Source organism: Acinetobacter haemolyticus CIP 64.3 = MTCC 9819 (genome assembly GCF_000369065.1).
Classification (GTDB): Bacteria; Pseudomonadota; Gammaproteobacteria; order Pseudomonadales; family Moraxellaceae; genus Acinetobacter; species Acinetobacter haemolyticus.
In genome coordinates this window covers 59,550-86,521 of sequence record NZ_KB849802.1, presented here as the reverse complement: position 1 = coordinate 86,521, position 26,972 = coordinate 59,550, and the positions used below count along the sequence as shown (strand labels likewise).

The following is a 26,972-nucleotide window of genomic DNA, read 5'->3' as shown; positions in this document are numbered from 1 at the left end:
CATAAAATATAGATTAGGAGTTTTCGATGCAATTATCACTAAATAGTAAATCATTTGTAATTAAAGGTTTAGCGCTAACGGTCACGGCTTTGATGATGAGCGGTGCACATGCGGCAGCTTCCGATAAGGAAGAAATTCAAAAGCTTCGTCAGGAAGTTGAAGCATTAAAAGCTTTAGTCCAAGAACAACGACAGGTACAACAGCAGCAGCAGGTACAATTAGCGGAAGTTAAGACCCAGCCTCAAGTAACCACGCCTGTTTCTCCATTAGCATCTTTAAAGTCGAAAGCGGGAGCTGACGTAAATCTGTATGGTTTTGTTCGAGGAGATGCCAACTACATTATCGAAGGTGCAGATGATGATTTTAATGCTGTAAGTAAGTCAACAGGTGAGGCGAAAGATAAATTACGGGCCACAGCTAAAACAACACGTCTTGGTTTAGATTTTACCACGCCAGTCGGTGATGCCAAGGTAGGAGGGAGAGTTGAGGTGGACTTCGCGGGCACCAATGAGGCATTACGTATTCGTCATGCATACTTAACTTATGATAACTGGCTCTTTGGCCAAACCACATCAAACTTTCTATCGAGCCATGCGCCTGAAATGATAGACTTCTCTACCAACATTGGTGGTGGTACAAAGCGTCTTCCGCAAGTCCGTTATAACTACAAATTGGGTCCAACCACACAGTTGTTCGTTTCAGCAGAAGAAGGTGATAGCTCAGCAACTGATGATAAAATTAAATATAGATTACCTGTGTTGACAGCTAAAGTGACACAAGCTTATGCAGAAGGTAAAGGTTCTGCTTCAGCACGTGCTTTAGTTGAAAATTATAAATCAGAAAAGGCTGGCGACGATAAAACTGGTTGGGGTATTGCTCTAGGAACTGACTTTAAAGTTGCTGACCCATTGAAGCTTTTTGCTGATGCCTCTTATGTAGTGGGTGATAGCAGTTATCTTTATGGCAGCAACACAGCTTATACCGTAGTAAATGATGATATAGAGCAAAATGAAGTCATCGCTGTACAAGTCGGTGGAACTTATAAAATCTTACCTAACTTGCGTTCAACATTAGCATACGGTGCTCATTTTGCTGATGATGGTACTGACTATGCCAAAGCCAATGTCACAGCCAATGAGAAAGTACAACAAGCTTGGATCAACTTTATTTATACGCCTGCGAAACCAATTGATTTAGGGGTTGAATATATCAATGGTAAGCGTGAAACATTTGAAGGTAAGTCTTTTAAAGATAATCGTGTTGGTTTGATGGCGAAATACAGCTTCTAACACATCCCTATACGCAAGGATAAAGAATCGAGGTTAAGCCTCGATTTTTTATTGATAAAACCCTTGAGAGGTTCTATAGCAAATTAGAGCCCTTTATCTTTAAGTCATTTTTAAGTTTGTTTCAGTAAGGTTTCAACACTCCAAAATTGATTGGTAGAGTGTGACTTTCATGCTGCTGCAAAACCTCAAGATCAAAGCCATTTCTCTACTGACTTTTAACCTTTTGTTGGCAGTTTGGTTGGGATTATTCCTTAATATTAGCTTTTATGAAAGACTTCGATCACTCACACCCTATACAGGGATAAAGGCGAATTTATTTGTTGCCGCCTCTGTTATGGTCGTGATCGCCGTATATAACTTTATCTTGCAGTGGGTGAGTTGGAAGTGGAATGCAAAACTGATTGCGATGATTTTAATCGTAATCGGTGGGTTAGCTTCTTATACGGTAACAAGTTTAGGGGTGTTGATCACTGCCGACCAAATTCAAAATATCATGCAAACTAATTTTGCAGAAGCTCGAGATACATGGTCATGGAGTTTGTTGTTGTGGGTCCTAGGAATGATTATTTTTCCTATCACTACAATGCTTTTTCTGCAAATTAAATCTGAACCGATCACGGGTCAAATTTTAAAGAAAGTTGTGGCTTCAGGACTGGCTTTGTTGATTGTAGCTGGGACATTATTTATTTTTTATGTTGATTTTGCTGCGATTTTTCGTGAGCATCGTGATTTAAAACGTATGATATCACCACAAAATATGCTTGCGGCTTCGGTTTCATATTATAAAAAGAAAGTACCTCATCAAAATTTACCTTTGCTTGGTTATGGTTTGGATGCAACGATTGACGATCAAAATACAGAAAATTTACCTAAATTAATGGTGTTAGTGGTCGGTGAAACTGCGCGTGCTGAAAGTTTCGCTTTAGATGGTTATGCAAGAAATACCAATCCCAAACTTGCTCAGCAAGAGATCATCAATTTTTCCCAAGTGAGCTCTTGTGGTACAGCAACGGCTGTATCTTTGCCATGTATGTTTTCAGGCATGCCTAGAGTGGATTATGATGAGCAACTCGCCAGTCATCGTGAGGGGTTATTGGATATCGCTAAGCGAGCGGGTTATCAAGTGACGTGGATTGATAATAATTCAGGTTGTAAAGGAATCTGTGACCGTGTTGAACAGTTTAAAATACCAGATACGCTTCAACAAAAATGGTGTAAGAATGATGAATGTCTTGATGGAATTTTAGTCGATAGTTTAAAGGTTTATCTAGAAAAAATTCCAGCACAAGATACGCGTCCACGCTTGGTTGTGTTACATCAAATTGGCAGTCATGGCCCTGCGTATTATGAACGTGTACCGAGAGTATTCAGTCAGTTTAAACCAACGTGTGATACCAATGCGATTCAAGGTTGTGATCATGATCAATTGATCAATAGTTACGACAATACGGTGCTCTATACAGATCACATATTGGATACATTAATAGAAACATTAAAAAATACAACGCAATATCGAAGTGCAATGTGGTATTTATCAGATCATGGTGAGTCCACTGGTGAACATGGTATGTATTTACATGGCGCGCCCTATGCAATCGCACCAACACAACAAACCCATATTCCGATGTTGATGTGGTTTTCTAAATCATGGCAGCAACAGGCAGAAAAACAAGTGCACTGTTTGTTACAACAACAGGATAAAAAACTGAGTCAAGATAACTTATTTCCAACCATGCTGAGTTTATTGGATGTGAAAACCAAAGTGATTGACTCAAACAACAATATGCTAACTGCATGTACCCATCCATAAGGTGAGATGAGCTTATGACCAAGATCTTGATGATCGAAGATGACTTTATGATTGCAGAGTCAACTATAACCTTATTGCAATTCCATCAGTTTGATGTTGAATGGGTCAATAATGGTGTAGATGGTTTGGCTTTGCTCGGAAAGCAAGCTTTTGATTTGGTGTTGCTGGATTTGGGTTTACCTTTGATGGATGGTATGCAAATCCTTAAACAAATTCGTCAACGCACGGCAATGCCCGTGTTGATTATTTCAGCGCGTGATCAACTACAGAATCGCGTCGATGGTCTTAATCAAGGTGCAGACGATTATCTGATTAAGCCCTATGAGTTTGATGAGTTGCTGGCTCGTATCCATGCATTATTGCGCCGTGGCAATACTGTCATGAATCAGAATAAAGGTAATACCCAACTTCTTAAAAGTGGTGATCTTATTCTCGATGTGGAACAGCATTTAGCGACGTTTAAAGGGGAGCAAATCGAACTCTCGAACAGAGAATGGGCGATTCTGATTCCGATGGTGACACATCCTAATAAGATTTTTTCAAAGGCAAATCTAGAAGATAAGTTGTATGATTTTGATAGTGAAGTCACCAGTAATACAATCGAAGTGTATGTTCATCATTTACGTGCAAAGTTGGGTAAAGACTTTATTCGGACAATTCGTGGATTAGGCTATCGACTAGGGCAACCTTAATAATGCTAAAGATATCTAAGCAATTTTCACTGAAAAAAAGACTGATTTGGGGGACTTCACTTTTCAGTCTTTTGCTTGGATGTCTGCTGGTATTTACTGCTTATAAAATTGCATTGTATGAAGTTGATGAGATTCTGGACACGCAAATGCAGTATATGGCGGAACGATCAGTCACGCAGCCGATGACTACGATCGCCAGTAAAGTTGAGTTGCATCGTAGTTATCATGAGGAAGATTTGCTAGTTGATATTTGGGCATATAAAGATCATAGCCATTTATCACATCATACCCATTTGCTTATTCCGCCGGTACAACAAGCAGGTTTTTATAGCCAAGAAACCCCTCAAGGTAAATGGCGAGTATATGCGATCCCTTTGAAAGACTATCAAATCCAAGTCAGTCAGCAAGAAAGTGTGCGTAAGAATTTTGCATGGGAATTGGCTGGGAGTATGTTTATTCCCTATGTGTTGCTTTTGCCATTTGCCATCATCATTCTCGCATTTATTATTAGTTTAAGTTTAAAACCTTTGGATGATTTCAAAGAAGAGTTAACACAGCGTGATTCAGATGGCCTAGCTCCGATTGATAGCGGTGAGTATCCACAAGAGTTGATACCGACCATTGAAGAAATGAATCATCTATTTGCGCGTATTCAGCACGCCCAAACTGAACAAAAACAATTTATTGCAGATGCAGCACATGAACTCAGGACTCCTGTGACTGCGTTAAATTTGCAGACGAAAATTCTGATGAGCCAATTACCAGAACAACAGTCCTTACAAAATTTAAGTAAAGGTTTAGCGCGTATTCAGCATTTGGTCACCCAATTACTGGCCTTAGCAAAGCAGGATGTTGGCTTAATGTTGGTCGAACCACATAGCCAATTTCGTTTAAATGATGTTGTATTGGACTGTATCGAACAACTGGTTAGTTTGTCGATGCAAAAAGAAATTGATCTAGGGTTTGAACGCAATGACATTGTTGAGATGCAAAGCCTTGAATCCACAGTACATTCGATTATATTTAATCTGATTGATAACGCGATTAAATACACCCCCAATCAAGGTATTATCAATATTTCTGTATATAGCGACGATAAAGATTTTGCCTGTATTCAAATTGAAGACAGTGGTACAGGGATCGATCCTGAAAAGTATGATGAGGTTCTGAAACGTTTTTATCGTGTCCATCATCATTTGGAAGTGGGTAGTGGCTTGGGATTGTCCATTGTTGATAAAGCTACGCAACGTTTGGGGGGACGTTTAACCTTGGCTCAAAGTAAAGATTTGGGAGGATTATCCGTGACTGTTCGACTTCCCAAAACCCTTGAACGACATACTTAGTATCAGTTCTATAAAACATAAATTAAGTGCTGCTATTTACTTCTGATTGTTCTTTTAAATAGCGTAAAAATAAAACACATTTTTGGATACGTTTTCCATCATTACCGACTTTTTTGATGTTTAAATGAGATATCCAGTTTAGGCGTTTTCCAACTTTACAAATGTCTTTATAGACTTGTGGTTCAGCCAATAATACTTGATAAAGTGTGTGGCTGGCATCATTTAATTGTTCAAATTCAAAATGATAGGCAGTTGAAAATATAAATAATAGCCAGTCGCGAACAAAACAGTCATGTAGACTAAGCACATCTCCAGGATCTGTCTCAAAATCAATAAAACTAAAGTGGTTCTGCTCATCAATTAAAATATTACGCGCAAAAGCTTCACTTAAATAACCTCCTTTAAAATGGATGTTCTGGATTTCTTGTATTGCTTGTTCAAATAACGAAAGTTGTACACTAGGCTTTTTTTTACGGCCTGCGAGAGCTTGATCAAGTTGTTTTACTTTACTTTGACGTTGTATGCTGAGATCTTCTAGTAGAATTCCTTTTTCTGAGATAGCAAGTACATTCGGTGTAGAAATACCAAGTTGTTTGAGTTGATTAATGCGGTTAAATTCACACTGGATTGCTTTGCTACCACCTTGATTTGGAACAGGCATGATTGCGCCCAAATTGAAAATTTTGGCGAGCCATTTCAGGGGCGTGTATAACCATAAGCCATGACGTTCAGATGCTTTCTTTAACCATACTTTACCCGTGTTTAATTCATATGCTTGGATTGAATCTTGTTGAGTTGTAACTGTGGCATCTAAGAATTTTTGAAAGTCATCCATGTGCAGCTATTTATTCCTAAGTCATCATACTCATTTCAATGAGGACTCACTTTATCATATTGTGGCTTAATTACGGAATTGAAATATAGCGATGTGTGATGGCGAAAAGAAAATTAATGGCTTATATTTCAGCATAAAGCAACCAAGTCGGCTGCTTTATACTTGCGATGAACTTAATGTAAAATTTTATCCAGAAACTGCTGAGCACGCTCGCCGCGTGGTGTACCAAAGAACTCATCTTTGGAACAATCCTCAACAATTTTTCCTTGATCCATGAAAATAATACGATTCGCGACCTGACGAGCAAAACCCATTTCATGGGTAACACACATCATCGTCATCCCTTCCTTGGCAAGTCCAACCATCACATCAAGCACTTCATTGATCATTTCAGGATCAAGTGCAGATGTAGGTTCATCAAACAACATCGCAATCGGATCCATACTCAACGCACGGGCAATCGCGACACGTTGTTGTTGCCCACCTGAAAGCTGTGCAGGGTATTTATTGGCTTGTGCACTTAGTCCAACGCGGTCGAGATAAGCCAAACCTTTCTTGTTCGCTTCTGCTTCTGAACGACCTAACACTTTAATCTGAGCAATGGTTAGATTTTCGGTAATACTGAGGTGAGGAAATAATTCAAAGTGTTGAAACACCATTCCGACTCGACTGCGTAATTTGGTCATATCGGTTTTGGAATCATGAATCGGTACACCATCTACAAAAATTTTACCCTGTTGAAATGGCTCAAGACCATTTACAGTTTTAATCAATGTCGATTTTCCTGAACCTGATGGACCGCAAACGACAACCACTTCACCTTGACGGATTTGAGTAGAACAGTCGGTCAGTACCTGAAACTTTTCATACCACTTACTGACATTTTGGAGGTCTATCATTACTTTATTGTCACTCATACACGTAACCTCCTTTGTAAACGTTTCACTGCAAATGTTGCGATGGCACTAACGGTAAAGTACACCAACCCTGCAAATAAAATATATTGGGTAAGTAAGCCCATTAGATCCCCACGGACATAGTTTGTTCTGAAAAAATCCAGCAAACCAATGGCATATACCATGGTGGAATCCTGAAATAGAATAATAGTTTGTTGAAGTAATAGCGGGGTCATTTTTCGAAATGCCTGAGGCAAGATTATCAGACGCATGGACTGACCATAACTCATGCCGAGAGCGGCCGCTGCGGCAACCTGACCTTTTGGAATCGATTGGATACCAGCACGCACAATTTCAGAAAAATAAGCAGCTTCAAATAACATGAATGCCACGATACTAGAGACTAAAGCAGTATCAATGGTCAGATATTTACCTGTGATCGAGGTGTAAATAAACGGTACCGCAAAATAAAACCACATCAGTACCAGCAGTAGTGGAATGGAGCGAAAGAGGTTCACATAAGCTTGTGCGATTAGGTTCAAGACTTTAATTGAAGATAAACGCATTAGCGCAAGCAGCGTACCAATAAAAATACCGCCAATTGTGGCAATCACGACCACTTTTATGGTGATGCTGAAACCGTGCCAAAGGGCAGGGCCAGATTGTTGTAAATCATTCAGAAAAGAAGTTAGCCATTCCATACTACTTACCTCCTGAAATTAGACCAGGAATACGCAGACGTTTTTCCAGTAGGTTCATTGCAGAAATCAAGCAGATGTTGATGACGATAAAAATGATGGTGACAATGGTGTAAATTTCGATGGTATTTTGCGTGTATTCACTGATGGTTTTCATCTGTGAAATAATTTCCGCAACCCCGACAAGGGAAGCTACAGAGGTGTTTTTTACACAGTTCGTTAACTCTGAACTCAATGGGGGTAAAATTGTACGGAAAGACTGTGGCAGAATCACATAGCGATACAGTTGTGCCGTAGAAAAGCCCATTGCATAGCCTGCATTGATTTGACCTTGGGGTAAGGCTTCAATGCCCGTTCTTACTTGTTCACAAACACGTGCAGCGGTAAATAGTCCGAGTCCGATACTGGCAGAAATCAATGCGGTGGTATTGGCACCGAGATCACTCATCCACCAGTTTTTAATTGGTGCAGGGAGAAAGTTTGGAACCACATAAAACCAGATAAATAACTGAATAAGTAAAGGTACATTCCTAAACAGCGTGACGTAGGCGGTGCCTATGGCTCTGGCTGTTTTATTTGGAAGTGTACGCATAATGCCAAGGATACTGCCGAGAAGCATGGCAATCGTCCACGCTACCACAGCAATAACCACCAGCCATCCTAGACCCGTTACAACCCAGTTTAGGTAAGTGGTATCACCCACACCCGTTGATTGCCACAAAACTCCCCAGTTCCAGCTATAAGTCATAATAACTCCTGAGAAGAAGCGGGAGAACATCCATTGTTCCCCGGTTCCGCAATAATATTTTCGATATAAGTGATTGGGTTATTGATCCCGATCATGCGGATTGCTGATTAACGCTTTAAGTTGATCAGACATAGCAAAGTTCAGGTTAATATTTTTAGGTGGAATTGGTTGTTGGAACCATTTCTCGTACATTTGGTTAATTTCACCTGAAGCGTAGGTGGCTTTAATAGCATCATCAACCACTTGTTTAAATCCGGTATCACCTTTGCGCAACATACAGCCATAAATTTCTTGGATAGGTGCAGTGCCCACAATGTCCCATTTATTCGGATCTTTGGCTTTTGATTTTTCACCCGCAAGTAAAATGTCATCCATCATGAACGCAACCGCACGACCATTTTGTAACATCAGGAATGATTCAGCGTGGTCTTTGGCAGAAATGATTTCACCAATACCTAATTCTTGTTGATGCTGACGGATGTAACGTTCTGAAGTCGTACCTGCGGTGGTTACTAGTTTTTTGCCTTTGAGGTCGGCAAAATCTTTAATTCCAGAATCTTTGGCTGTTAACAGTCGTGAACCAACTTCAAAGAAACCCACTGAGAAATCAACTTGTTGTTGGCGTTCTTTATTATTGGTGGTGGAACCACATTCCAGATCTACGGTACCGTTTGATACGAGGGGAATACGGTTTTGGCTGGTGACGAGGTTATAACGGATTTTCAGGTCAGGCATATTTAGTTTTTGCTTAACAGCCTCAACCACTTTCAGTTGTAGATCATGGGCATATCCTTCAGGCTGATTTGGATTGCCAGCAATGTAAGAAAATGGAATAGAAGAATCGCGATAACCTAGCACGATCGTGCCAGAGCTTTTGATTTTATTTAAGGTACCTGAGGTAGAGACATCACCTTCAGTTGCTTTATCACCTGCGGCTGGAGCTTTATTATCACTACAGGCACTTAGGCCGAACATTAAAGCGCTTGCGCAAAGCAAAGAGGTCATGGTGCGTTTAGGTGTCATGTACAAAACTCCTTTTGTATCGTTATGGACGCATTCGTAATTGTTACTATTGAGCGGTCAGTTTTTATGAAAAATAATATCTTTTTTCATGTATAAAAATACATTAGTTTTCATATTAATAGACTTCAATACGGTTGCTCAAGCGATATTTTTTACGGTTTTGTTAAACGTAACTATGGATCAATCACGCAATTTAATAACGAACGAATTACAGTAAAAATTGCAGGAAAAAGAAAGCATAATACATGCCACAACTTGTATTTTTGGCGAGGATAAATTTCAGCGTAAATTTTAGGATGTAAAACCATAGATGACATTAGAACTAGGTTTCGTTCTAGATGTTATATGTCGTCAAAGTTTAAAATAAACGCCGTGATTGATCTGTAATTCTTTAAATCCGTATCATCGTCGAAAAAAAAGCGGCTAGATCGCCGCTTTAAATAATTGAAAAATTAGAACATTGATTGCTCTGAGTTCGCTGAAATTTTATGAACAGATAGGTCGGCACCACGGAATTCTTCTTCTTGAGATAAGCGAATACCTATAGTGAGCTTCAATAGACCATAGACGATGAAACCACCGATTAAAGCCACACTAATGCCCAATCCTGTGCCGATTAATTGTGAAATAAAAGATACACCACCCAAACCGCCAAGTGCTTGTTGGCCAAAAATACCTGCAACGATGGCGCCGAATGCACCGCAAATACCATGTAAAGGCCAAACACCAAGTACATCATCGACTTTGAGTTTATTTTGAGTATAAGTGAAGAAGTACACAAAAATCGCACCTGCACTTGCACCAATCACTAATGCACCAATTGGATGCACAATATCGGAGCCTGCACAGATTGCCACAAGTCCTGCCAACGGGCCATTATGTAAGAAACCTGGGTCATTTTTACCCATGAAGTTGGCTGCTAATGTACCACCCGCCATAGCCATGAGTGAGTTAATGGCGACGAGTCCTGAGATGGCCTCAACACGTTGCGCGCTCATTACATTAAAGCCAAACCAACCCACGATCAAAATCCATGAACCCAAAGCCAGAAAGGGAATAGATGATGGTGGATGAGCACTTACGCGTCCATCTTTATAGCGACCATTTCGTGCACCCAACAACAAGACTGCTGCAAGTGCGATCCAGCCCCCCATCGCATGGACGACGACTGAGCCAGCAAAGTCATGGAACGGAGCACCAAACTGATTTTCCAACCATGTTTGTACACCATAATTACCATTCCAAATCATACCTTCAAAAAATGGGTAGATCAGTGCGACTAATAATAAAGTGGCTAATGCCTGAGAGCGCATCTTCGCGCGTTCTGCGATACCACCTGAAACAATCGCAGGAATCGCTGCGGCAAAGGTGAGTAAGAAGAAGCAACGCATGAGGTCATAGCCATGATTGGCAGATAGTAATTCGCCAGTCACGAGGAAATTTTGACCATAAGCAATCCAGTAGCCGACAAAGAAGTAGGCAATTGCAGAGATACAGAAGTCGGTGAGGATTTTACTAAGTGCATTGACTTGGTTCTTATGGCGTACTGTTCCTAGTTCGAGGAAAGCAAATCCAGCGTGCATAGAGAGGACGAGTACAGCACCAACTAATAGAAAAAAGATATCTACGTTTTGCATAACATGCTCGATATAAGTGCTAAACCCAATTTTGGTGCAAATAAAACGATCATTTTTTGCACCAAAATGGATTTAATTCATCTAAAAACTAGAGCGATCTATAAAAAGCTCATTTTGATGCACTGAGATATGCAAAAAACGCACCAATTTAGAGGTAATATTTTATTTTTGATGAAAAGTAGTGCATTTTGGCTTTAGGGTAGAAGCCTAAGCGATTATTTGATATTAACTGGAAAATGAGCATGCATGATGGTGTGACAGAGCTAGATGCTTCTAATTTATAAAGTTCATATCGTACTTAAGTGTAATAACGGGTTTAAAACAAACTGTAAATCATCTTTAATCAATACCAATAAGTTGATTTTTGAAATATCCAAGCACTGCAACATTAAAAGCTGAGTAAAGTAATGAATAGTATTATTCTGGCCCTATTTCCTTTGGTGGCATTGATTGCATCAGGATATCTATTTAAAAAATATCATTTCCTGAGTCAAGATTTTTGGGCTGGAGCAGAAAAGCTAAATTACTATATTTTATTTCCTGCTTTATTATTCAATACCTTATCGACCACAAAGGTGGACTTTCAAAGTCTGAGTACAGCGATATTCGCTATGTTCTTTGTCGTGCTGCTCGTGACGGCTTTTATGTATGTATTGCGAATGTTTTGGAATATTCAGCCTGCTCGTTTTGGTGTACATGTCCAAAGTTTGGTTCGTTTCAATACTTACATTGGTTTAGCGTTGGTTGCTTCTTTATTCCAAAAAGAAGGAATGGCGATTTTGGTGATTTTACTGGCGCTGTGTATTCCATTGGTCAATGTGATTTCAGTGCTGGCTTTAACCTCTAAAGAGCAGATGGCGGTTAAACCTGTTTTGATTGCATTACTCAAGAATCCGTTGATTGTTTCTTGTATTGTGGGTGGTGTGGTTAACGTTTTAAATATTCCGATTTGGGATGGTCTTTCTGGTTTGATCAAGCTGTTTTCAGCATCAAGTTTGCCACTGGGTTTGTTATGTGTTGGCGCGGCTTTACAGTTTATGCAGATGAAAAAAGATATTGTGGTGTTAGTTGCGGATACATTTGCTCGACTTTTAGCGGTACCAGCTTTGGCATTTGCGGTCTGTACATGGTTAGGTTTGCCAAGCTTACAAACTCAAATTTTAGTGGTGTTTTTTGCTTTGCCAACGGCATCCGCTGCTTATATTTTAACGAAGGTCTTGGGCGGGGATAGTCAACTGATGGCTGCGGTGATTAGCTTTCAAACTTTATGTGCGGCTGTGACCCTGCCAATCGTGATTTGGTGGGTATCTTGAGCTATACATCGAGCGACAAGTTACATTTCATGCTTAAACATAAGGATATTATTCTATACTTATAAAGAGTTAATTCCTTATTTGTTTTATTATTCAATTCTTCATTTTCAGGTAGATGAATATGTCCTTTGATCTCAAAGTCAGTTTTAAGCAAAGGTCTGAACCATCTGCACAGCAGAAAAAGCTCAATCGTTTGATTGCTCAAATTGAACAGCAAAAAATCATTCTCGCCACATGGAAAAATGCGCAAGATGATATTCAACAACATACCCGAGAAAAGTTAATGCCTGTGTACCGTGAACTACACGAGGTATGGTTTCTACAATTAGAGCAACTTTGGCAAATGTTGCAATCACATACATTTTCTAAAACTGACCTACAACAACTCGATGAAAAAATCGCACAACTTGCTCGTATGTTGAAACGCTCACAAATGCTGAATGAAGAACAACTCACGCTTGTGAAGCAGATCGATACCTTTTATCAGCAACATTCACAACAATCTGTTAAAAAGCCTAAAAAATCACAGTCAAAAAAGTTTGAGTATCAAGCATTATCTGAGCAGAGCATCGAACAACATGCAGAACAAGCAAGCGAACTAGAAAACGACTTTGAGCAATATGCGGCTGAACAACAACAGGTACGAGAAAAAGCCAAACAGCTACGACAGCAACAGAAACGTGAACAAGCTGAGCAACTAGCAGCACAGTCACTTAAAACGGTGTATTTAAAAATAGCTGCCATGATTCATCCTGATCGTGAGCAAGATGAAACTAAAAAAATAGAAAAAACCGAATTGTTTCAGCAAGCTAGTCAGGCGTATGAACAGCAGGATTTGTTTTATTTGTTGAAACTCCAGTTACAGCTTGAGCAGAATAAAGGAGTAGGAGCTAAAGAACTATCTACCGAGCAAGTGAAGTTTTATAAATTGGCTTTGGATGCGCAAAGTCAGCAGCTTGAAAGTCAAATCGAAGAAATTTTAGATTCTTTTCAGTTGGCGAAAAAGGTAAAAGCCGAGCATGTGCATATTAGTGATATTTATAAAGCTATAGATGTTGATTGTGCTGAGTTAAAGCAGCAAATGAAATGGGAAAAGGAACGTTTAAAGCATACGAAAAAAGTGAGTGGGGTGGAGATGTTGTTGGAGCATGGGGTGCTTTGATTTTCCCTCACCCCAACCCTCTCCCTGAGGGAGAGGGAGTTACAAGTGATTATGTACCTGCATAAAATTTATAATGAACGTTCCCTCTCCTTTTAGGAGAGGGCTAGGGAGAGGTAAAAATAATAAATGAAACTAGACCCACAATTATTAGAATTCGCCAAAACCATGCGGAGTAATGCGACAGATGCCGAAAATCTGATGTGGCAGTTACTTCGTGCTAAACGATTTATGAATCTGAAATTTCGCAGACAGCATGTGATTGCACCATATATTGTAGATTTTTACTGTCATGAATTAGGTTTGGTCATTGAATTAGATGGTAGTCAGCATGGCACAGGTGATGCGATTGAATATGATACTGAACGAACTAAGTTTTTAGAAGCTTTGGATTTAAAAGTGGTGCGGTATTGGAATCATGATGTGTTGGGGCGGACGAATGTGATGTTGGAGGATTTGTGGCATAAATATTCTGAATTGAAAACCATTTCTCACTTATCTTTTCTGTAAAGGATAGGAGTAAGTGAGAATGAGAGGTTAAAAGTTTTTGAATTATGTATTAAAAATTGGATTTAGGTATCCTACTAAAGGTCCATTATTTGGATAATTTTTTTCGGTATAAAGTTTATAAAGTGCTTTTTTAATTGAGATTATATCTTCACCAGTATTTTGATGAATATGATTAATCAGCATATCATAACGTTTCTTAGCTTGTTTCCTTGGTTTAGGTGATTGTTCATTTAAATAAGTTTGTGTGCCTATAAGTATTTCAATGTGCAAATTTGAACCACTGAACGCAGAATTAATTTGAGCGCAGAAGTTAGGATCAGATTCAATCAAATCAATTATTCCCTTTTCTGGGGTACAAGGTAGAAATTTAATATTTGCTTGATTGGCATTATATGTTGAAATAATATGACCTTGATTTGGATCAGCAAGAGTTTCAGTGCAAACATCTTGATCAAGAAATGCTTTGCGTACAATATTCTGTCTAAAAATTTGTGAACTTGAAGCTAGGACATCCATGACTTGTTGAAATCCACCAATAGGAATAATTTTATAGGATGGTCTAAATGTAGCTGTACCTAAATTTCTTATATTTTTATATTTTTCAATGATTTGAGATAATAATAATTTACCTTCATCATCTTCAACAAAGAATAAAAAGTCCATATCTAACTCTTCATCATAGGCAATTTCTCCTAATACTTGAGCGGGATAAACATTATTAATGGTTTTAAATTTTTTTGTATTACCTTCTTGCTGAAGAAAAAGTAATTTTTTTCTATCAATACTTTTAATCAATGTTGATGAATGGGTTGAAAAAATAATAGTTAAATTTTTATTAAGTGCAATATCTTGAAGTTTTGATAAAAGTTTTCTTTGAGCTTTCGGATGCAGTGCAATTTCTATTTCATCGATTAATATTAAGCTATCATTTTGTATTTCTTCTAATGCACAGGCTAATCTTAAGACACATAACTCACCCAAACTAAAATTTTTTTCTGAAAAATAATGAATTCTTGAATTTTTTTGATAGGGGATGATATATGCTTTATTTCCAATTCCTCTCTGGTAATTAATATATTTTAAATTATCCCATTTATTGTTATCTAAAACTTCTTTCATAAATTGAATAGTTTCATTTTGAACAGCAATGGGTCTAGGGCGATTTTGTAGATCATGTAATGATGGTTCAACTCTTTTTGCATTTACTTCAATAAATCTTATTTCGGGAAAACTTACGTCATTAAATAATTTACTTTGATTATTTGGAGTGGGTCGCCATCGCTCACTACCATATTTGTAAGTCACGGTATTATTATTTATATGATAAGTAATTTTAGAGTCTTGAAATGAATCATAATAATCCAATGAGCTTGTTTTATAATATTTTTGAAAGGCTGAAGGTTCTTTCATACGATAGATTGCAGCAAGAAGAGAAGTCTTTCCTGAACCATTTAACCCCGTCAAAAGCCAAATTCCTTGAGTGGGGATTGTGAATTCAAGTGATTTAATATGTTTTAAATTTTCAATCTTTAATTGCATAATAAGTATAAAGGGCTGAATAATCAGCCCTTTATACAATAGATTTGATTAAATATGCAACACCTTAAAGCGCAGCAATTTGCTCCATACTTGCTTTAATTTTACTTAACTGATCAGCAAACTCAGCCAATTTCACTTTTTCACCTTCAACTACGGCTGCTGGTGCTTTAGCGACAAAACCTTCATTCGCAAGTTTATTGGCAATTTGATCATGCTGCTTTTGAACCTTATCCAAGTCCTTCTGCAAACGCCCCAATTCAGCTTTAGGATCAATCAAACCTTTCATCGGTACAAATACAGAAGCATGGCTCACAACGCTAGAGCATGAAAGAGGTGGCTCTTGCTCATTGGTCAAGAACTCAATGCTTTCAACTTTCGCGAGTGCTTTGAACAATGCTTCGATACGGATGATTTGCTCACGCTCTGCATCAGAAATGTTCTTGAGCAATACAGGTAATAAACGTGCATTACCTAAGCCCATTTCACCACGGATGTTACGTACTGCACCGATCAAACCTTGTAACCACTGCATATCTGCTTCAGCTTGATCATTGATCTTCGCTTGATCAGGAACAGGGTATTGTGCAGTCATAATCGTTGCACCACCTTTGCCTAACATCGGCGCAAGGGTTTGCCAGATTTCTTCTGTCAAATACGGCATGAGTGGATGTGCCAAACGTAGTGAAGATTCCATCACGGCAAGCAATACACGACGAACTTCAGCTTTACGCTCTTCAGATACATTCGCATCATTGAGAACAGGCTTAGTTAACTCAACGTACCAGTCGCAGTATTCATTCCAAATAAAGTCATAGATCGCTTGTGCAGCAAGGTCTAAACGATATGTTGCGAATGCTTGATGTACCGCAGCTTCTGCTTTTTGCAGGCGGCTGATAATCCATTGTTCTGGAAGTTCCCAAAGATCAGGGCGTGCTTCTTGACCAACCGTTTGATCTTCAACATTCATCAGAACGAAACGAGTTGCGTTCCAAATCTTGTTACAGAAGTTACGGTAGCCTTCAACACGTTTTAAGTCGAACTTGATGTCACGACCAGTGTTTGCAAGTGCGCAGAAGGTGAAACGTACTGCATCCGTACCATAAGCATTGATGCCGTCTGGGAATTCTTTGCGCGTTGATTTCTCAATCTTGGCAGCATCTTTCGGATTCATTAAGCCTGTTGTACGTTTCGCAACGAGGCTTTCTAAATCAATACCGTCGATCAAATCTAATGGGTCAAGGACGTTACCCTTAGATTTCGACATTTTCTGACCTTCACCATCACGTACTAAGCCGTGAACGTAAACCGTCTTGAACGGAACTTGTGGTGAACCATCTTCATTCTTCATGAAGTGCATGGTCATCATGATCATGCGCGCAACCCAGAAGAAGATAATGTCAAAACCAGTCACCAACACATCTGTTGGGTGGAAGGTTTTAAGGAAATCATTCGCAGCATCTTTTTGTGCGTCGCCAGTCCAACCTAAAGTTGAGAATGTCCAAAGTGCAGATGAGAACCATGTGTCCAAAACGTCTTCGTCTTGTTTAAGTTCTACATCAGCAGCGATGTTATTCTTGCTACGAACTTCTTCTTCGTTGCGACCCACGTAGATGTTGCCATCGAGATCATACCAAGCAGGGATACGGTGACCCCACCAGAGTTGACGAGAGATACACCAATCTTGAATATCACGCATCCAAGACATATACATGTTGGTGTATTGCTCAGGAACAAACTTGATACGACCATCTTGAACCGCTTCAATTGCAGGCTCAGCAAGTGGCGCAATTTTCACATACCATTGGTCTGTCAATAATGGTTCAACGATCACACCTGAACGGTCACCGCGCGGTGCTTTTAAGTCATACGGTTGGATTTGATCTAACCACCCTTCGGCTTCGGCTTGTTCAACCAATTTTTTACGCGCCGCAAAACGCTCTAAACCGATATAGTCTGCAGGGGCAGGAAGCAGTTGTGAAATTTGCTCACCCGCTTTAGCGATGTATTCAAACTCGGCCAAAACTTCTGCATTTTTGTTGAAGATATTGATAATCGCTAGACCACAACGTTTACCTACTTCATAGTCATTGAAGTCATGCGCAGGCGTGATTTTTACACAGCCTGTACCGAAGTCTTTTTCAACATATTCATCGGCAACAACTGGAACTAAACGACCTGTGATCGGTAGAACAATGTTTTTACCGATAAGGTGTGCATAGCGTTCATCTTCAGGATGTACCGCTACGGCTGTATCGCCCAATAATGTTTCAGGACGTGTCGTTGCAACCACAAGGTAGTCATTGCCATCTTTGGTTTTAAGCGACTTGTCTTCAAAGAAATATTTAAAGTGCCACAATGAGCCTTTTTCTTCTTTGCTTTCAACTTCAAGATCAGAAAGGGCAGTTTGTAGTTTTGGATCCCAATTCACCAAACGCTTACCACGATAGATCAAACCATCTTCGTGAAGTTTAACAAACACTTCTTTCACCGCATTGGATAAACCTTCGTCCATCGTGAAGCGTTCACGTGACCAGTCGACTGATGAGCCTAAACGACGGATTTGACGGGTAATTGTTCCGCCTGATTGTTCTTTCCATTCCCAAACTTTGTCGATGAACTTTTCACGACCTAAGTCATGGCGGTTAATCCCTTGTAGGCCCAGTTGACGCTCGACGACCATCTGCGTTGCAATCCCCGCATGGTCAGTTCCTGGTTGCCATAAGGTATTTTTACCCATCATACGGTTGTAACGGGTGAGGGCATCCATAATGGCATTGTTAAAGCCATGACCCATGTGCAAGCTACCCGTGACGTTTGGTGGTGGAATCATGATACAGAATGATTCACCTTGACCTGATGGTTTGAAATAACCCTGTTGTTCCCAGATTTGATACCATTTTTTCTCGATCTCAGTTGGATCGTAAGTCGTTGCGATATTTTGAGCAGATTGAGCGTCAGTCATAGTACAGAAGATCAAAAATGAATAAAAAATTGCATCTATTGTAGCAAAAATCTATCGAATCTGTTGGCATTTCACCGCTGGCAAAGCGTATCTGCTTAAATAACTTTACAAAGTTTAAATAAGCCGACGAAATGCGTTGGTTTTTTGATAATAAAAAGTTAAATTTATGTGTATTGGATCACATAATTAAATAATGCTGATGCATAAAACAACAAAATAACAATGCTAAAACTAAGAAAAGGATGATTTCAATGAGCTATTCAATCCTATTAAAAATTAATACAACGACCTATAGCCAGTTTGAGGTGATACGCCAACGATTAAATACAGGGAGTGATGAAAATCAATCGCGTGTGTTGGGTGAGGTGTTATCTGAAATCGCTTGCGATATTGTGGAACAAGTTTTTTCAGTACTGTTGATCCAAAATCGAAAACCAACCCATTTAACTCAGAAATACACCGTAGAATCAGAAAAAATCATTCAACAAATTATTGCTGCAGTTCGAAAATACATGCCGTGGTCGATTGCATTATTTGGCAATGAACGTTTATGTCCATTCGTCAATTATTTTTCCAATATGATTAAATATCATGATGAACAAGTATATGTATCGTATCCCATTGATCATCATTTGGTCCAACAAGCACATGCTTTGGTAGAGCAATTAAAAAATAATGAAACTCAAGACATGATGGATGTATTTCAAACACTGATTCAAATCGTGGATTTGGGGGTCACCAATCTGATTCGTGAACCGAAAAAATGTCTTAATTTTAATCGTGTAGTCGATAAAACACTCAATGGTGTCATCAATCTCACTGCAAATTTAAGTTATAAGCGACTTGAAAAAATGGGCGAGCAAGTGGATACAGGAGCGGCTACAGCGTGCGTTAACCATTTTTTGGCATTTATGCATACAGAACCGAATTAGGTTGTGCTACATTCATGAAGTAAAAGCCAAAATGATAGAATAGATTTTTACTTTTAAATTTGAAAAAGGCTTGTTTTGACAAGTCTTTTTTATTTACGGAACTCAAAGAATTAAGGTTGTGAGGATGGAGACCGCTGTTTATTTAAGTATTCATGCAGATACTTATGCAAGATTTGCGCATATTCGAACGCAATTATTGCAGGGTAATAAAGAAAGTCAGGCCAATGCGTTGGGTAATGTATTGTCTGAAATGGCTTGTGAGGTGATTGAGCAAGTTTTTATGGTGTTACTACAAGAAAACCAACAGCATTCAAAAACAGGCGAGTCTGAAAAAGTGATTCAGCAGATTCTAGAGGCGATTCGCAAATATATGCCTTGGTCAGTATCCTTTTTTGGAAATGACCGTCTCATTCCACTGGTTGAATACTTATCCAAAACGTTGCAAATCGAAGATGATCATATTTACATGACTTATCCAGTAGAGTCGCAACTCGCTCAGCAGGTTACGGCATCTGCACAAAAGTTAGCTGCGGGTAATCAACAAGAAATTCAGCACGCACTCAAACTTTTAACAGAGGTAATTGATGTTGGGGTAACCCATCTGATTCGAGAGCCGAAAAAATGTTTAAAATTTAACTTTGTCGTTGATAAAACCTTAAATGGCGTGATCAATATGACAACGCATCTTGGTTACAAGCGCTTAGAAAAATTAGGCACTCAACTTGATCAACAGATGGCATCGACTTATGTTGATTATTTTCTAAAGTTTATGCGCCAGCAAGCATAGGTAGGGAAAAATATGGCAAAGCTAAAAAGTCTTGAAAATAAAATAGTTTGGATCACAGGTGCATCTTCTGGTTTGGGCAAAGCTTTGGCTCGTGAATGCGCATTACAAGGTGCTCAGGTGGTCTTAACTTCACGCCGTTATGATGAATTGGAGTCAGTGCGCGTCGGTTTATTTAAGCCAGAACAACATATTTCGATTGCTGCCGATATTACCGACGAATCACAAGTTCGACATGCGTATGAGCAAGTATTGGCATGTAAGGGACGCATCGACTGGTTGATCAACAATGCAGGCTTAAGTCAGCGTGCTTTGATCCAAGATACAACGATGCAAACAGAACGTGCCATCATGGAGGTGGATTACTTTTCACAAGTGTTTCTGACCAAAACAGTGCTCCCGACTTTCCTGAAACAGAAATCAGGTCGAGTGGTATTTGTTTCGAGTGTTGCAGGTCTATTGGGGACACAATATCGCGCCAGTTATTCTGCGGCAAAAGCTGCGATTCATATGTGGGCGAATAGTCTGCGTGCCGAAGTTGCAAAACAGGGGGTACAGGTTTCTGTGGTGTTCCCTGGTTTTGTGAAAACCAATGTTTCCTTTAATGCACTAAATGGAGAAGGAAAGCCACAAGGGCATCAAGATGAAGCGATTGAGAATGGATTAGACGCTGATATTTTTGCAGAGCGCGTGGTTGCATCATTGATGGCGGGAGAGGAATACATTGTTGTTGGTGGTAAAAAAGAGCAACTCGGTGTGCTCGTCTCTCGTTTATCTCCAAGTTTGTTATATAAAATGATCCGTAAGAGTAAAGTGAAGTAGTGGAAAGAATAGGTTGAAAATGAAAGGTGATGCCAATCAGACACATTCACTCATAAAAAAGCGTGTATCACTTCTCTCAATTATTCTTTATCTGTTATTTGCTGTTCCGGTGAGTATTTTTATTGCTGGGTTGGTTGCGCTGTTATTGGTGACGATAAACAATGTCTCTAATTTTGAAGGGGCGAGGGGATATGCGTGGATTGGATGGCTCATGGTCATCGCACCTTTGATTTATATACTGTGCTTAATTACATTGCCGATCTTGATCAAGAAGTATCCAAAAGCATTGTCCGTAATGAATTGGATATTTGCCGCCTTGTCTCTATGTTTGATTTTTTCTTTAACCCTCATGTAATAACTCAGACAAGTCTAGAATAAAATCCCAAGCATAAAGTGCAAGGCGGTTTTTGACGGCAATGCGTATTATTTTGGTTCTACAATCACCGTTCCATAAGCAAATACTTCAACCATGCCACCTTGCATGCCCATTTCAGTAGTACTTAAACGTACACCTAAAATTTGATGGCCACCTATGGCTTTCGCTTGTTGCTTCAAACGTACAATCGCTTCTCGGCGTGCACGTTCAACGATACTTTCATAACTGGTTAAGCGACCACCTAAAATATTTTTAATTGATGCAAGGATGAATTTAAAATAATCATGTGAGATCACGACATTACTGCTAATTAAGTGTCCTGGATGTTCACTACTTGCAAAGCGGCGACTATCGATGTGGATATCTGCCAATAGACGTTCATTTTCGTCCAGTTCTCTTAAGTGTTTTTGTTCGTTATAACGACCAAATCCCCAGCCTACAGAGAATAAAATGAGAAAAATGACAATCTGAAAAATTAAGCCATCCATTTGTTATTCCTATGAACTAAATGGATCTGGGAGTTTAGGTGCGATTGGTTGCACCACGACGGCGGTGCCGTAGACAAATAACTCAGATGCGCCTTGTGTAATACTCGATGTTGAGAAACGAATACCAACGACTGCATTTGCACCTAGACTTTGTGCTTTATCGATCATGCGTTGCATGGCTTCTTGGCGAGATTCTTCTAACAGTTCGGTATACGCAGTTAATTCGCCACCAACAATGTTTTTTAAGCCCGCGAGAAAATCGCGTCCGACATGTTTACTGCGTACCGTACTGCCATAAACGACGTCGAGTTGGCGTAAGATCGTATGACCGGGTACAGATTCTAAATTGCTCAATAACATTATTTTTTGACCATTAAAAATTCTTTTTGAAGATAAGAAATATTGACTCAACTTGCAATAAAAAAAGCTCACTGATTTGCAGTGAGCTTTTTTATAAAATAACTGAAAGGCTACTTGTTGTAGTGCTTTTCAGAACTTGAAGGTTGAAGTGTGACTGTTTCATTGGTTGAGGCTTTTAAACCACCGCCCAGTGTTTTGTACAGTTCAATTTGATTGTTCTGTTCAGCTTGTTGCAATAACAATAAACCTTGTTCTGCTGCGTATGCTGATCGTTGCGCATCCAGTACAGTCAAATAACTATCAATCCCAGCACGGAATCGTGCATTTGAAAGTTTATAAGTTGTATTGGTGGCTTCAACCAAACGTTGTTGTGCTGCAAGACGTTCACCAATGTTAGCGCGTGTTGCAAGGGCATCGTTCACTTCACGGAAAGCAGATTGCACAGACTTTTCATAGTTAGACAATGCAATTTTCTGATCAGTTTCAGAGATTTTGACATTGGCACGACGTGTACCCCAGTCAAAAATTGGCATATCAAGGCTTGGCCCGATTGACCACATACTATTTGCTGACTTAAATAAATCACTTAAATCAGTTGAGGCGTAGCCAGCAGTACCTGTCAAGCTAATGCTTGGGAACAACTGTGCTTTTGCCGCACCAATATTGGCGCCGGCAGCACTTAATTGATATTCGGCTGCTTTGACATCTGGACGGTTGTTCAGTAAGTCACTTGGCAAACCAGTAGCAAATACATTCTGCTGAGTAACACGTTTAACAGGTTGCACAGGCAACAAGTTTTGCGGTACAGGTTGACCTACTAGAAGATTCAGTAAGTTTGCTGCTTGTGCAATTTGCGTCTTGTAATTTGCAACGTCATTGCGTGCTGTTTCAACTGAGATCTGAGCCTGGCGTAACGGAACTTCACTGTCGATACCAACATCAAAGCGTCGTTTGTTCAGATTATAAGACTCTTGTTGCGCTTTAAAGGTTTGCTCAGCAAGTTTTAAGTTCGCTGTTGCAAATGAATAATTTAACCAAGCTTGAGTGACTTGACTAATCAAACTGATTTGCGTCGAATCACGTGCACTTTGAGTGGCTAGATAATTATCTAAAGCTGCATCTTTTAGGCTGCGCACGCGACCCCAAAAATCAAGCTCGTAAGCAGTGACACCCAAACCTACTTGATAAGTTGAATATGGATTGTTTGGATCACGTGTAGGCGTAACCTGACGAATCGCACTGCCACTCGCACCAATCGTTGGAAGCTGATTGTTTTCAGTAATTCGATACTGTTGTTGAGCACGTTCAATATTGAGCGCTGCAGTACGCAGATCACGGTTATTGGTCAGTGCTAAATCAATCACTTCGATTAAACGAGGATCGGAAAAGAACTGTTTATAACCTTGTTCTGCGATAGAAGGACCAGAAGCGCTGTTATATGCATAGCTTTCTGGAATATCGGTTTTCACGACCGGTTCTGGGCCGCGCATGCTTTGACATGCAGTCAAAGCAAGCGCAAGTGCAGATACCGCAATGCTACGACCTGAAATAGACCATACTGTTTGTATCACGATTTATGCTCCTGAATGTTTATAGTTTTTGGTTTGTACTTAAAGATACTACGAATCCACACGAAGAATACAGGGATGAAGAAAATACCTAGAAGTGTTGAAGAGAGTACACCACCCAATACACCGTAACCTACTGAATGCTGACTACCAGCACCTGCACCAGAAGATAATGCAAGTGGCAGTACACCAAAGCCGAAGGCAAGTGTGGTCATGATAATTGGACGTAGACGCATTTTTGCTGCGTGCAATGTTGCTTCTAGTAACTCTTCACCTTGTTCTTGCAAGTCTTTTGCAAACTCTACAATCAAGATCGCATTCTTAGCCGATAGACCAATCACAGCAATGATTGCCACTTGGAAGTAGATGTTATTTGAAAGATTTGGATCATCCTTCAGTACCATACCAAAGTAAGTTAAGAGAATCGCACCGATAATACCAAGTGGAACCACAAGTAAGACAGAGAACGGGATAGACCAGCTTTCATATAATGCTGCTAAGCATAAGAATACGATCAACAAAGAAAGCGCATAAAGGAATGGTGCTTGAGCACCAGACTCACGTTCTTCGAGAGATAAGCCTGTCCATTCATAATCGAAACCTTGTAAGCCCATTGATGGAAGTTTCGCAATAATTTCTTCCATGGCTTTCATCGAGTCACCAGAGCTTGTTCCTGGTGCTGGTGTACCTTGAATGTTCACCGATGACACGCCGTTATAACGTTCAAGACGAGGAGAACCATAGGTCCATTTACCTGTTGCAAACGCAGAGAACGGAACCATTTCACCTACATTGTTACGCACATACCACTTGTTTAAGTCTTCAGGCATCATACGGCTATCCGCTTCACCTTGAACATAAACTTTCTTCACACGACCACGATCGATGAAGTCATTAATATATGAACCACCCCACGCCATGCTCATAGTGCTGTTGATGTCAGCAATGCTAACACCCATTGCACCCGCTTGTGCTTGGTCGATCATAATTTGATATTGCGGTGTATCTTCTTGACCATTTGGACGCACGCCAACCAGTCGTTTGTCTTGAGATGCTAAACCTAAAATTGTATTACGTGCAGCAATCAGTTTTTCGTGACCTTGACCCGCTGAGTCTTTCAACTGTAGGTTGAAACCAGCAGTGACACCCAATTCAGGCATTGCTGGAAGCTGTAATGGCATGATGTATGATGCGTCTTTGACGATCATATTGAGTGCCATACCACGTTGAATCAATGCGCCAATTTGCGTTTCCGCAGTGGTACGATCCTTCCAGTCTTTTAGCTTAATAAAGCCGATACCTGCATTTTGACCAATCCCTGTAAATGAGAAGCCCGATACAGTAAAGATTGATTCAACTGTATCTTCTTCCTTCATAAAGAAGTTGGTCATGGTATCAATAACTTTATCGGTACGATCAAGCGTTGCATTTGGTGGTAGTTGTACTAATGTCATGACAACACCCTGATCTTCTTCTGGTAGGAATGAAGAAGGGAGCTTTTGGAACATGAACACCAATAAACCAATCACAACTGCATAGAGCACACCTGAAAAGATTTTGGCTTTCAACATACGACTTACGCCGTTCTGATAGCCATGCGATACGCGGTCAAAGCTATGGTTAAACCATCTAAAGAAGCGAGCAAAAATACTGTTACTCGGTGCTTTATTTGGATCATGCTGTTTTAACAATGTTGCACAAAGAGCAGGGGTAAAGGTGAGTGCAACGATCAATGATAGAACCATTGCTGTAACGAGCGTGATCGAGAACTGACGATAAATTACCCCAGTCGTACCACTGAAAAATGCCATCGGTACGAATACCGCACTTAATACACTGGTGATACCAATTAGTGCACCAGAGATTTGTTTCATGGATTTTTCAGTTGATGTGACAGGATCAGTATGCTCTTCAGTCATTACACGTTCGACGTTCTCAACCACAACAATCGCGTCATCGACTAGTAGACCAATCGCCAGCACCATTGCAAACATGGTTAAAGTATTGATCGAGAATCCAAAAATGTTAATCACTGCAAATGTACCGAGTACAACCACAGGGATCGCCAACGTTGGAATAATTGTCGCACGCCAGTTCTGTAAGAACAGGAACATCACGATGAATACCAAAATCACCGCTTCAATCAGTGTGTGTACAACACTTTCGATTGAGAGCTTGATAAATGGTGTGGTGTCATATGCCAGTTTGTCTTCAAGACCTGCTGGGTAATTCTTACGTAATTCAGTTAAACGCTCTTCAACAGCAGCAGCGGTATCAAGTGCATTGGAACCTGTTGCCATCTTGATCGCAAGACCACCAGCAGGTTTACCATTAAACATAGAGTTAAATGCATAAGTATCTGAACCCAGCTCTACTCGAGCAACGTCCTTTAAGCGAACTTCAGCACCAGAAGCTGTGTTTTTTAAGAAGATATTTTTAAACTGTTCAGGCGTTTGCAATAAGCTTTGCGCATTCACCGTAGCATTGATCACTTGATCTTTTACGGCAGGTGCACCACCGAGCTGACCAACAGCAACTTGAGAGTTTTGAGCTTGTAATGCACGAGCAACATCACTTGGTGTAAGTTGATAGTTGGTCAGTTTTGCTGGATCAAGCCAAATACGCATCGCATAAGAACCACCAAAGACTTGGACTTCACCAACACCAGCAACACGACTAATCGGTTCTTTGATTGATGAGTTTACATAGTCTTTAATGTCAGAGTCAGACATGCTGTTATCTGGTGAATAAAATGCAAGAACTTGTAAGAAACTTGCACCAGATTTAGTAACAGTTACACCTTGACGTTGTACATCTTCTGGCAAAAGTGCTGTTGCGGATTGCAATTTGTTTTGTACTTGAACTTGTGCAATATCAGGATCGATACCTTGCTCAAAGTTAAGCTCGATCGATGCTTGACCATTACCAGAACTGTTTGATGAAATATAACGTAAACCATCTAGACCATTCATCTGTTGTTCAATGATCTGGGTTACGGTGTTTTCAACAGTTTCAGCTGATGCACCCGGATAAGTTGCAGAAATCGTAACGGTTGGCGGAGCAATCGTTGGATACTGGGCAATAGGCATCTTTGACAAGGTTAATATCCCTGCCAACATGATGACTAATGCGATCACCCACGCAAATATGGGGCGATGGATAAAAAATTGAGCCATTCAATGTGCCCC

23 protein-coding genes are annotated in these 26,972 nt (G+C 39.9%); 11 read left to right on the top strand and 12 right to left on the bottom strand.

All coding sequences use genetic code 11. From position 1 onward, the window contains the following. Positions 1–26: 26 nt before the first annotated feature. The 4 genes from F927_RS07135 (at position 27) to F927_RS07120 (ending at position 5,134) form a co-directional block, all read left to right on the top strand. Positions 27–1,289, top strand: coding sequence for a DcaP family trimeric outer membrane transporter (locus F927_RS07135; protein WP_005083085.1), 1,263 nt, complete (start codon positions 27–29; stop codon positions 1,287–1,289). Between the two features lie 169 nt (positions 1,290–1,458). Beyond that, complete coding sequence (locus F927_RS07130) at positions 1,459–3,099, top strand: phosphoethanolamine transferase (RefSeq protein WP_005083082.1); 1,641 nt, start codon at positions 1,459–1,461, stop codon at positions 3,097–3,099. A gap of 14 nt (positions 3,100–3,113) precedes the next feature. Beyond that, entirely contained in the window at positions 3,114–3,791 is a 678-nt protein-coding gene (locus F927_RS07125) for a DNA-binding response regulator PmrA (protein WP_005083080.1), read from the top strand. Positions 3,792–3,793: 2 nt separating this feature from the next. Beyond that, on the top strand, positions 3,794–5,134 hold the full coding sequence (locus F927_RS07120; protein ID WP_005083079.1) for a sensor histidine kinase: 1,341 nt from the start codon (positions 3,794–3,796) through the stop codon (positions 5,132–5,134). A gap of 22 nt (positions 5,135–5,156) precedes the next feature. On the opposite strand, the gene F927_RS07115 is transcribed toward F927_RS07120, so the two are convergent. From F927_RS07115 to F927_RS07090, 6 genes are all read right to left on the bottom strand, one after another. Then, entirely contained in the window at positions 5,157–5,969 is an 813-nt protein-coding gene (locus F927_RS07115) for a BUD32 family EKC/KEOPS complex subunit (RefSeq protein WP_004640470.1), read from the bottom strand. 173 nt (positions 5,970–6,142) lie between these two features. Next, positions 6,143–6,868 (bottom strand): amino acid ABC transporter ATP-binding protein, encoded by a 726-nt coding sequence (locus tag F927_RS07110; RefSeq protein WP_171055809.1) that lies wholly within the window; start codon positions 6,866–6,868, stop codon positions 6,143–6,145. A 14-nt stretch (positions 6,869–6,882) separates the two neighbouring features. Continuing rightward, on the bottom strand, positions 6,883–7,566 hold the full coding sequence (locus tag F927_RS07105; protein ID WP_004640466.1) for an ABC transporter permease subunit: 684 nt from the start codon (positions 7,564–7,566) through the stop codon (positions 6,883–6,885). 1 nt (position 7,567) lies between these two features. After that, a complete protein-coding gene (locus F927_RS07100) occupies positions 7,568–8,311 on the bottom strand; it encodes an amino acid ABC transporter permease (RefSeq protein ID WP_004640464.1) in 744 nt (247 codons plus the stop codon). Between the two features lie 78 nt (positions 8,312–8,389). Beyond that, positions 8,390–9,334, bottom strand: a complete 945-nt coding sequence (locus F927_RS07095) for a transporter substrate-binding domain-containing protein (protein ID WP_005083077.1) — start codon at positions 9,332–9,334, stop codon at positions 8,390–8,392. 452 nt (positions 9,335–9,786) lie between these two features. Continuing rightward, positions 9,787–10,971: an ammonium transporter gene (locus tag F927_RS07090; RefSeq protein ID WP_005083068.1), complete on the bottom strand. Its 1,185-nt coding sequence runs from the start codon at positions 10,969–10,971 to the stop codon at positions 9,787–9,789. Positions 10,972–11,378: 407 nt separating this feature from the next. Here F927_RS07090 and F927_RS07085 point away from each other — a divergent pair, with 407 nt between their 5' ends. The 3 genes from F927_RS07085 to F927_RS07075 all read left to right on the top strand — a co-directional run bounded on the left by F927_RS07085 (position 11,379) and on the right by F927_RS07075 (position 13,953). Beyond that, positions 11,379–12,284, top strand: a complete 906-nt coding sequence (locus F927_RS07085) for an AEC family transporter (protein WP_005083067.1) — start codon at positions 11,379–11,381, stop codon at positions 12,282–12,284. A 121-nt stretch (positions 12,285–12,405) separates the two neighbouring features. After that, on the top strand, positions 12,406–13,446 hold the full coding sequence (locus F927_RS07080) for a hypothetical protein (RefSeq protein ID WP_005083066.1): 1,041 nt from the start codon (positions 12,406–12,408) through the stop codon (positions 13,444–13,446). A gap of 126 nt (positions 13,447–13,572) precedes the next feature. Beyond that, a complete protein-coding gene (locus tag F927_RS07075) occupies positions 13,573–13,953 on the top strand; it encodes an endonuclease domain-containing protein (protein WP_005083065.1) in 381 nt (126 codons plus the stop codon). Positions 13,954–13,995: 42 nt separating this feature from the next. On the opposite strand, the gene F927_RS07070 is transcribed toward F927_RS07075, so the two are convergent. Together F927_RS07070 and F927_RS07065 are read right to left on the bottom strand one after the other, a co-directional pair. Next, entirely contained in the window at positions 13,996–15,492 is a 1,497-nt protein-coding gene (locus F927_RS07070) for an AAA family ATPase (protein WP_005083064.1), read from the bottom strand. Positions 15,493–15,556: 64 nt separating this feature from the next. After that, positions 15,557–18,454, bottom strand: a complete 2,898-nt coding sequence (locus F927_RS07065) for a valine--tRNA ligase (RefSeq protein WP_005083063.1) — start codon at positions 18,452–18,454, stop codon at positions 15,557–15,559. A gap of 251 nt (positions 18,455–18,705) precedes the next feature. On the opposite strand from F927_RS07065, the gene F927_RS07060 reads away from it, so the two are divergent. The 4 genes from F927_RS07060 (at position 18,706) to F927_RS07045 (ending at position 21,347) form a co-directional block, all read left to right on the top strand. Next, positions 18,706–19,386 carry a hypothetical protein gene (locus F927_RS07060; protein ID WP_005083062.1) on the top strand — a complete coding sequence of 227 codons (681 nt, stop codon included), beginning with the start codon at positions 18,706–18,708 and terminating at the stop codon, positions 19,384–19,386. 124 nt (positions 19,387–19,510) lie between these two features. Further along, on the top strand, positions 19,511–20,173 hold the full coding sequence (locus tag F927_RS07055; protein ID WP_005083061.1) for a hypothetical protein: 663 nt from the start codon (positions 19,511–19,513) through the stop codon (positions 20,171–20,173). Positions 20,174–20,185: 12 nt separating this feature from the next. Beyond that, a complete protein-coding gene (locus F927_RS07050) occupies positions 20,186–20,992 on the top strand; it encodes an SDR family NAD(P)-dependent oxidoreductase (protein ID WP_005083053.1) in 807 nt (268 codons plus the stop codon). Between the two features lie 19 nt (positions 20,993–21,011). After that, complete coding sequence (locus tag F927_RS07045; RefSeq protein WP_005083052.1) at positions 21,012–21,347, top strand: hypothetical protein; 336 nt, start codon at positions 21,012–21,014, stop codon at positions 21,345–21,347. 68 nt (positions 21,348–21,415) lie between these two features. Here the strand turns inward: F927_RS07045 and F927_RS07040 are convergent, their stop codons facing one another. From F927_RS07040 to adeJ, 4 genes are all read right to left on the bottom strand, one after another. Further along, on the bottom strand, positions 21,416–21,856 hold the full coding sequence (locus F927_RS07040; protein ID WP_004640441.1) for a YbjQ family protein: 441 nt from the start codon (positions 21,854–21,856) through the stop codon (positions 21,416–21,418). A 9-nt stretch (positions 21,857–21,865) separates the two neighbouring features. Further along, the gene (locus F927_RS07035) at positions 21,866–22,216 is read right to left on the bottom strand and encodes a YbjQ family protein (RefSeq protein ID WP_005083051.1); all 351 of its coding nucleotides are present in this window, start codon (positions 22,214–22,216) and stop codon (positions 21,866–21,868) included. A 110-nt stretch (positions 22,217–22,326) separates the two neighbouring features. Next, positions 22,327–23,784 (bottom strand): multidrug efflux RND transporter AdeIJK outer membrane channel subunit AdeK, encoded by a 1,458-nt coding sequence (gene adeK, locus F927_RS07030; protein ID WP_004640437.1) that lies wholly within the window; start codon positions 23,782–23,784, stop codon positions 22,327–22,329. Then, the gene (adeJ, locus tag F927_RS07025) at positions 23,784–26,960 is read right to left on the bottom strand and encodes a multidrug efflux RND transporter permease subunit AdeJ (protein ID WP_004640435.1); all 3,177 of its coding nucleotides are present in this window, start codon (positions 26,958–26,960) and stop codon (positions 23,784–23,786) included. Before adeJ ends, adeK begins: the two co-directional genes overlap by 1 nt. Between the last annotated feature and the right edge of the window lie 12 nt (positions 26,961–26,972).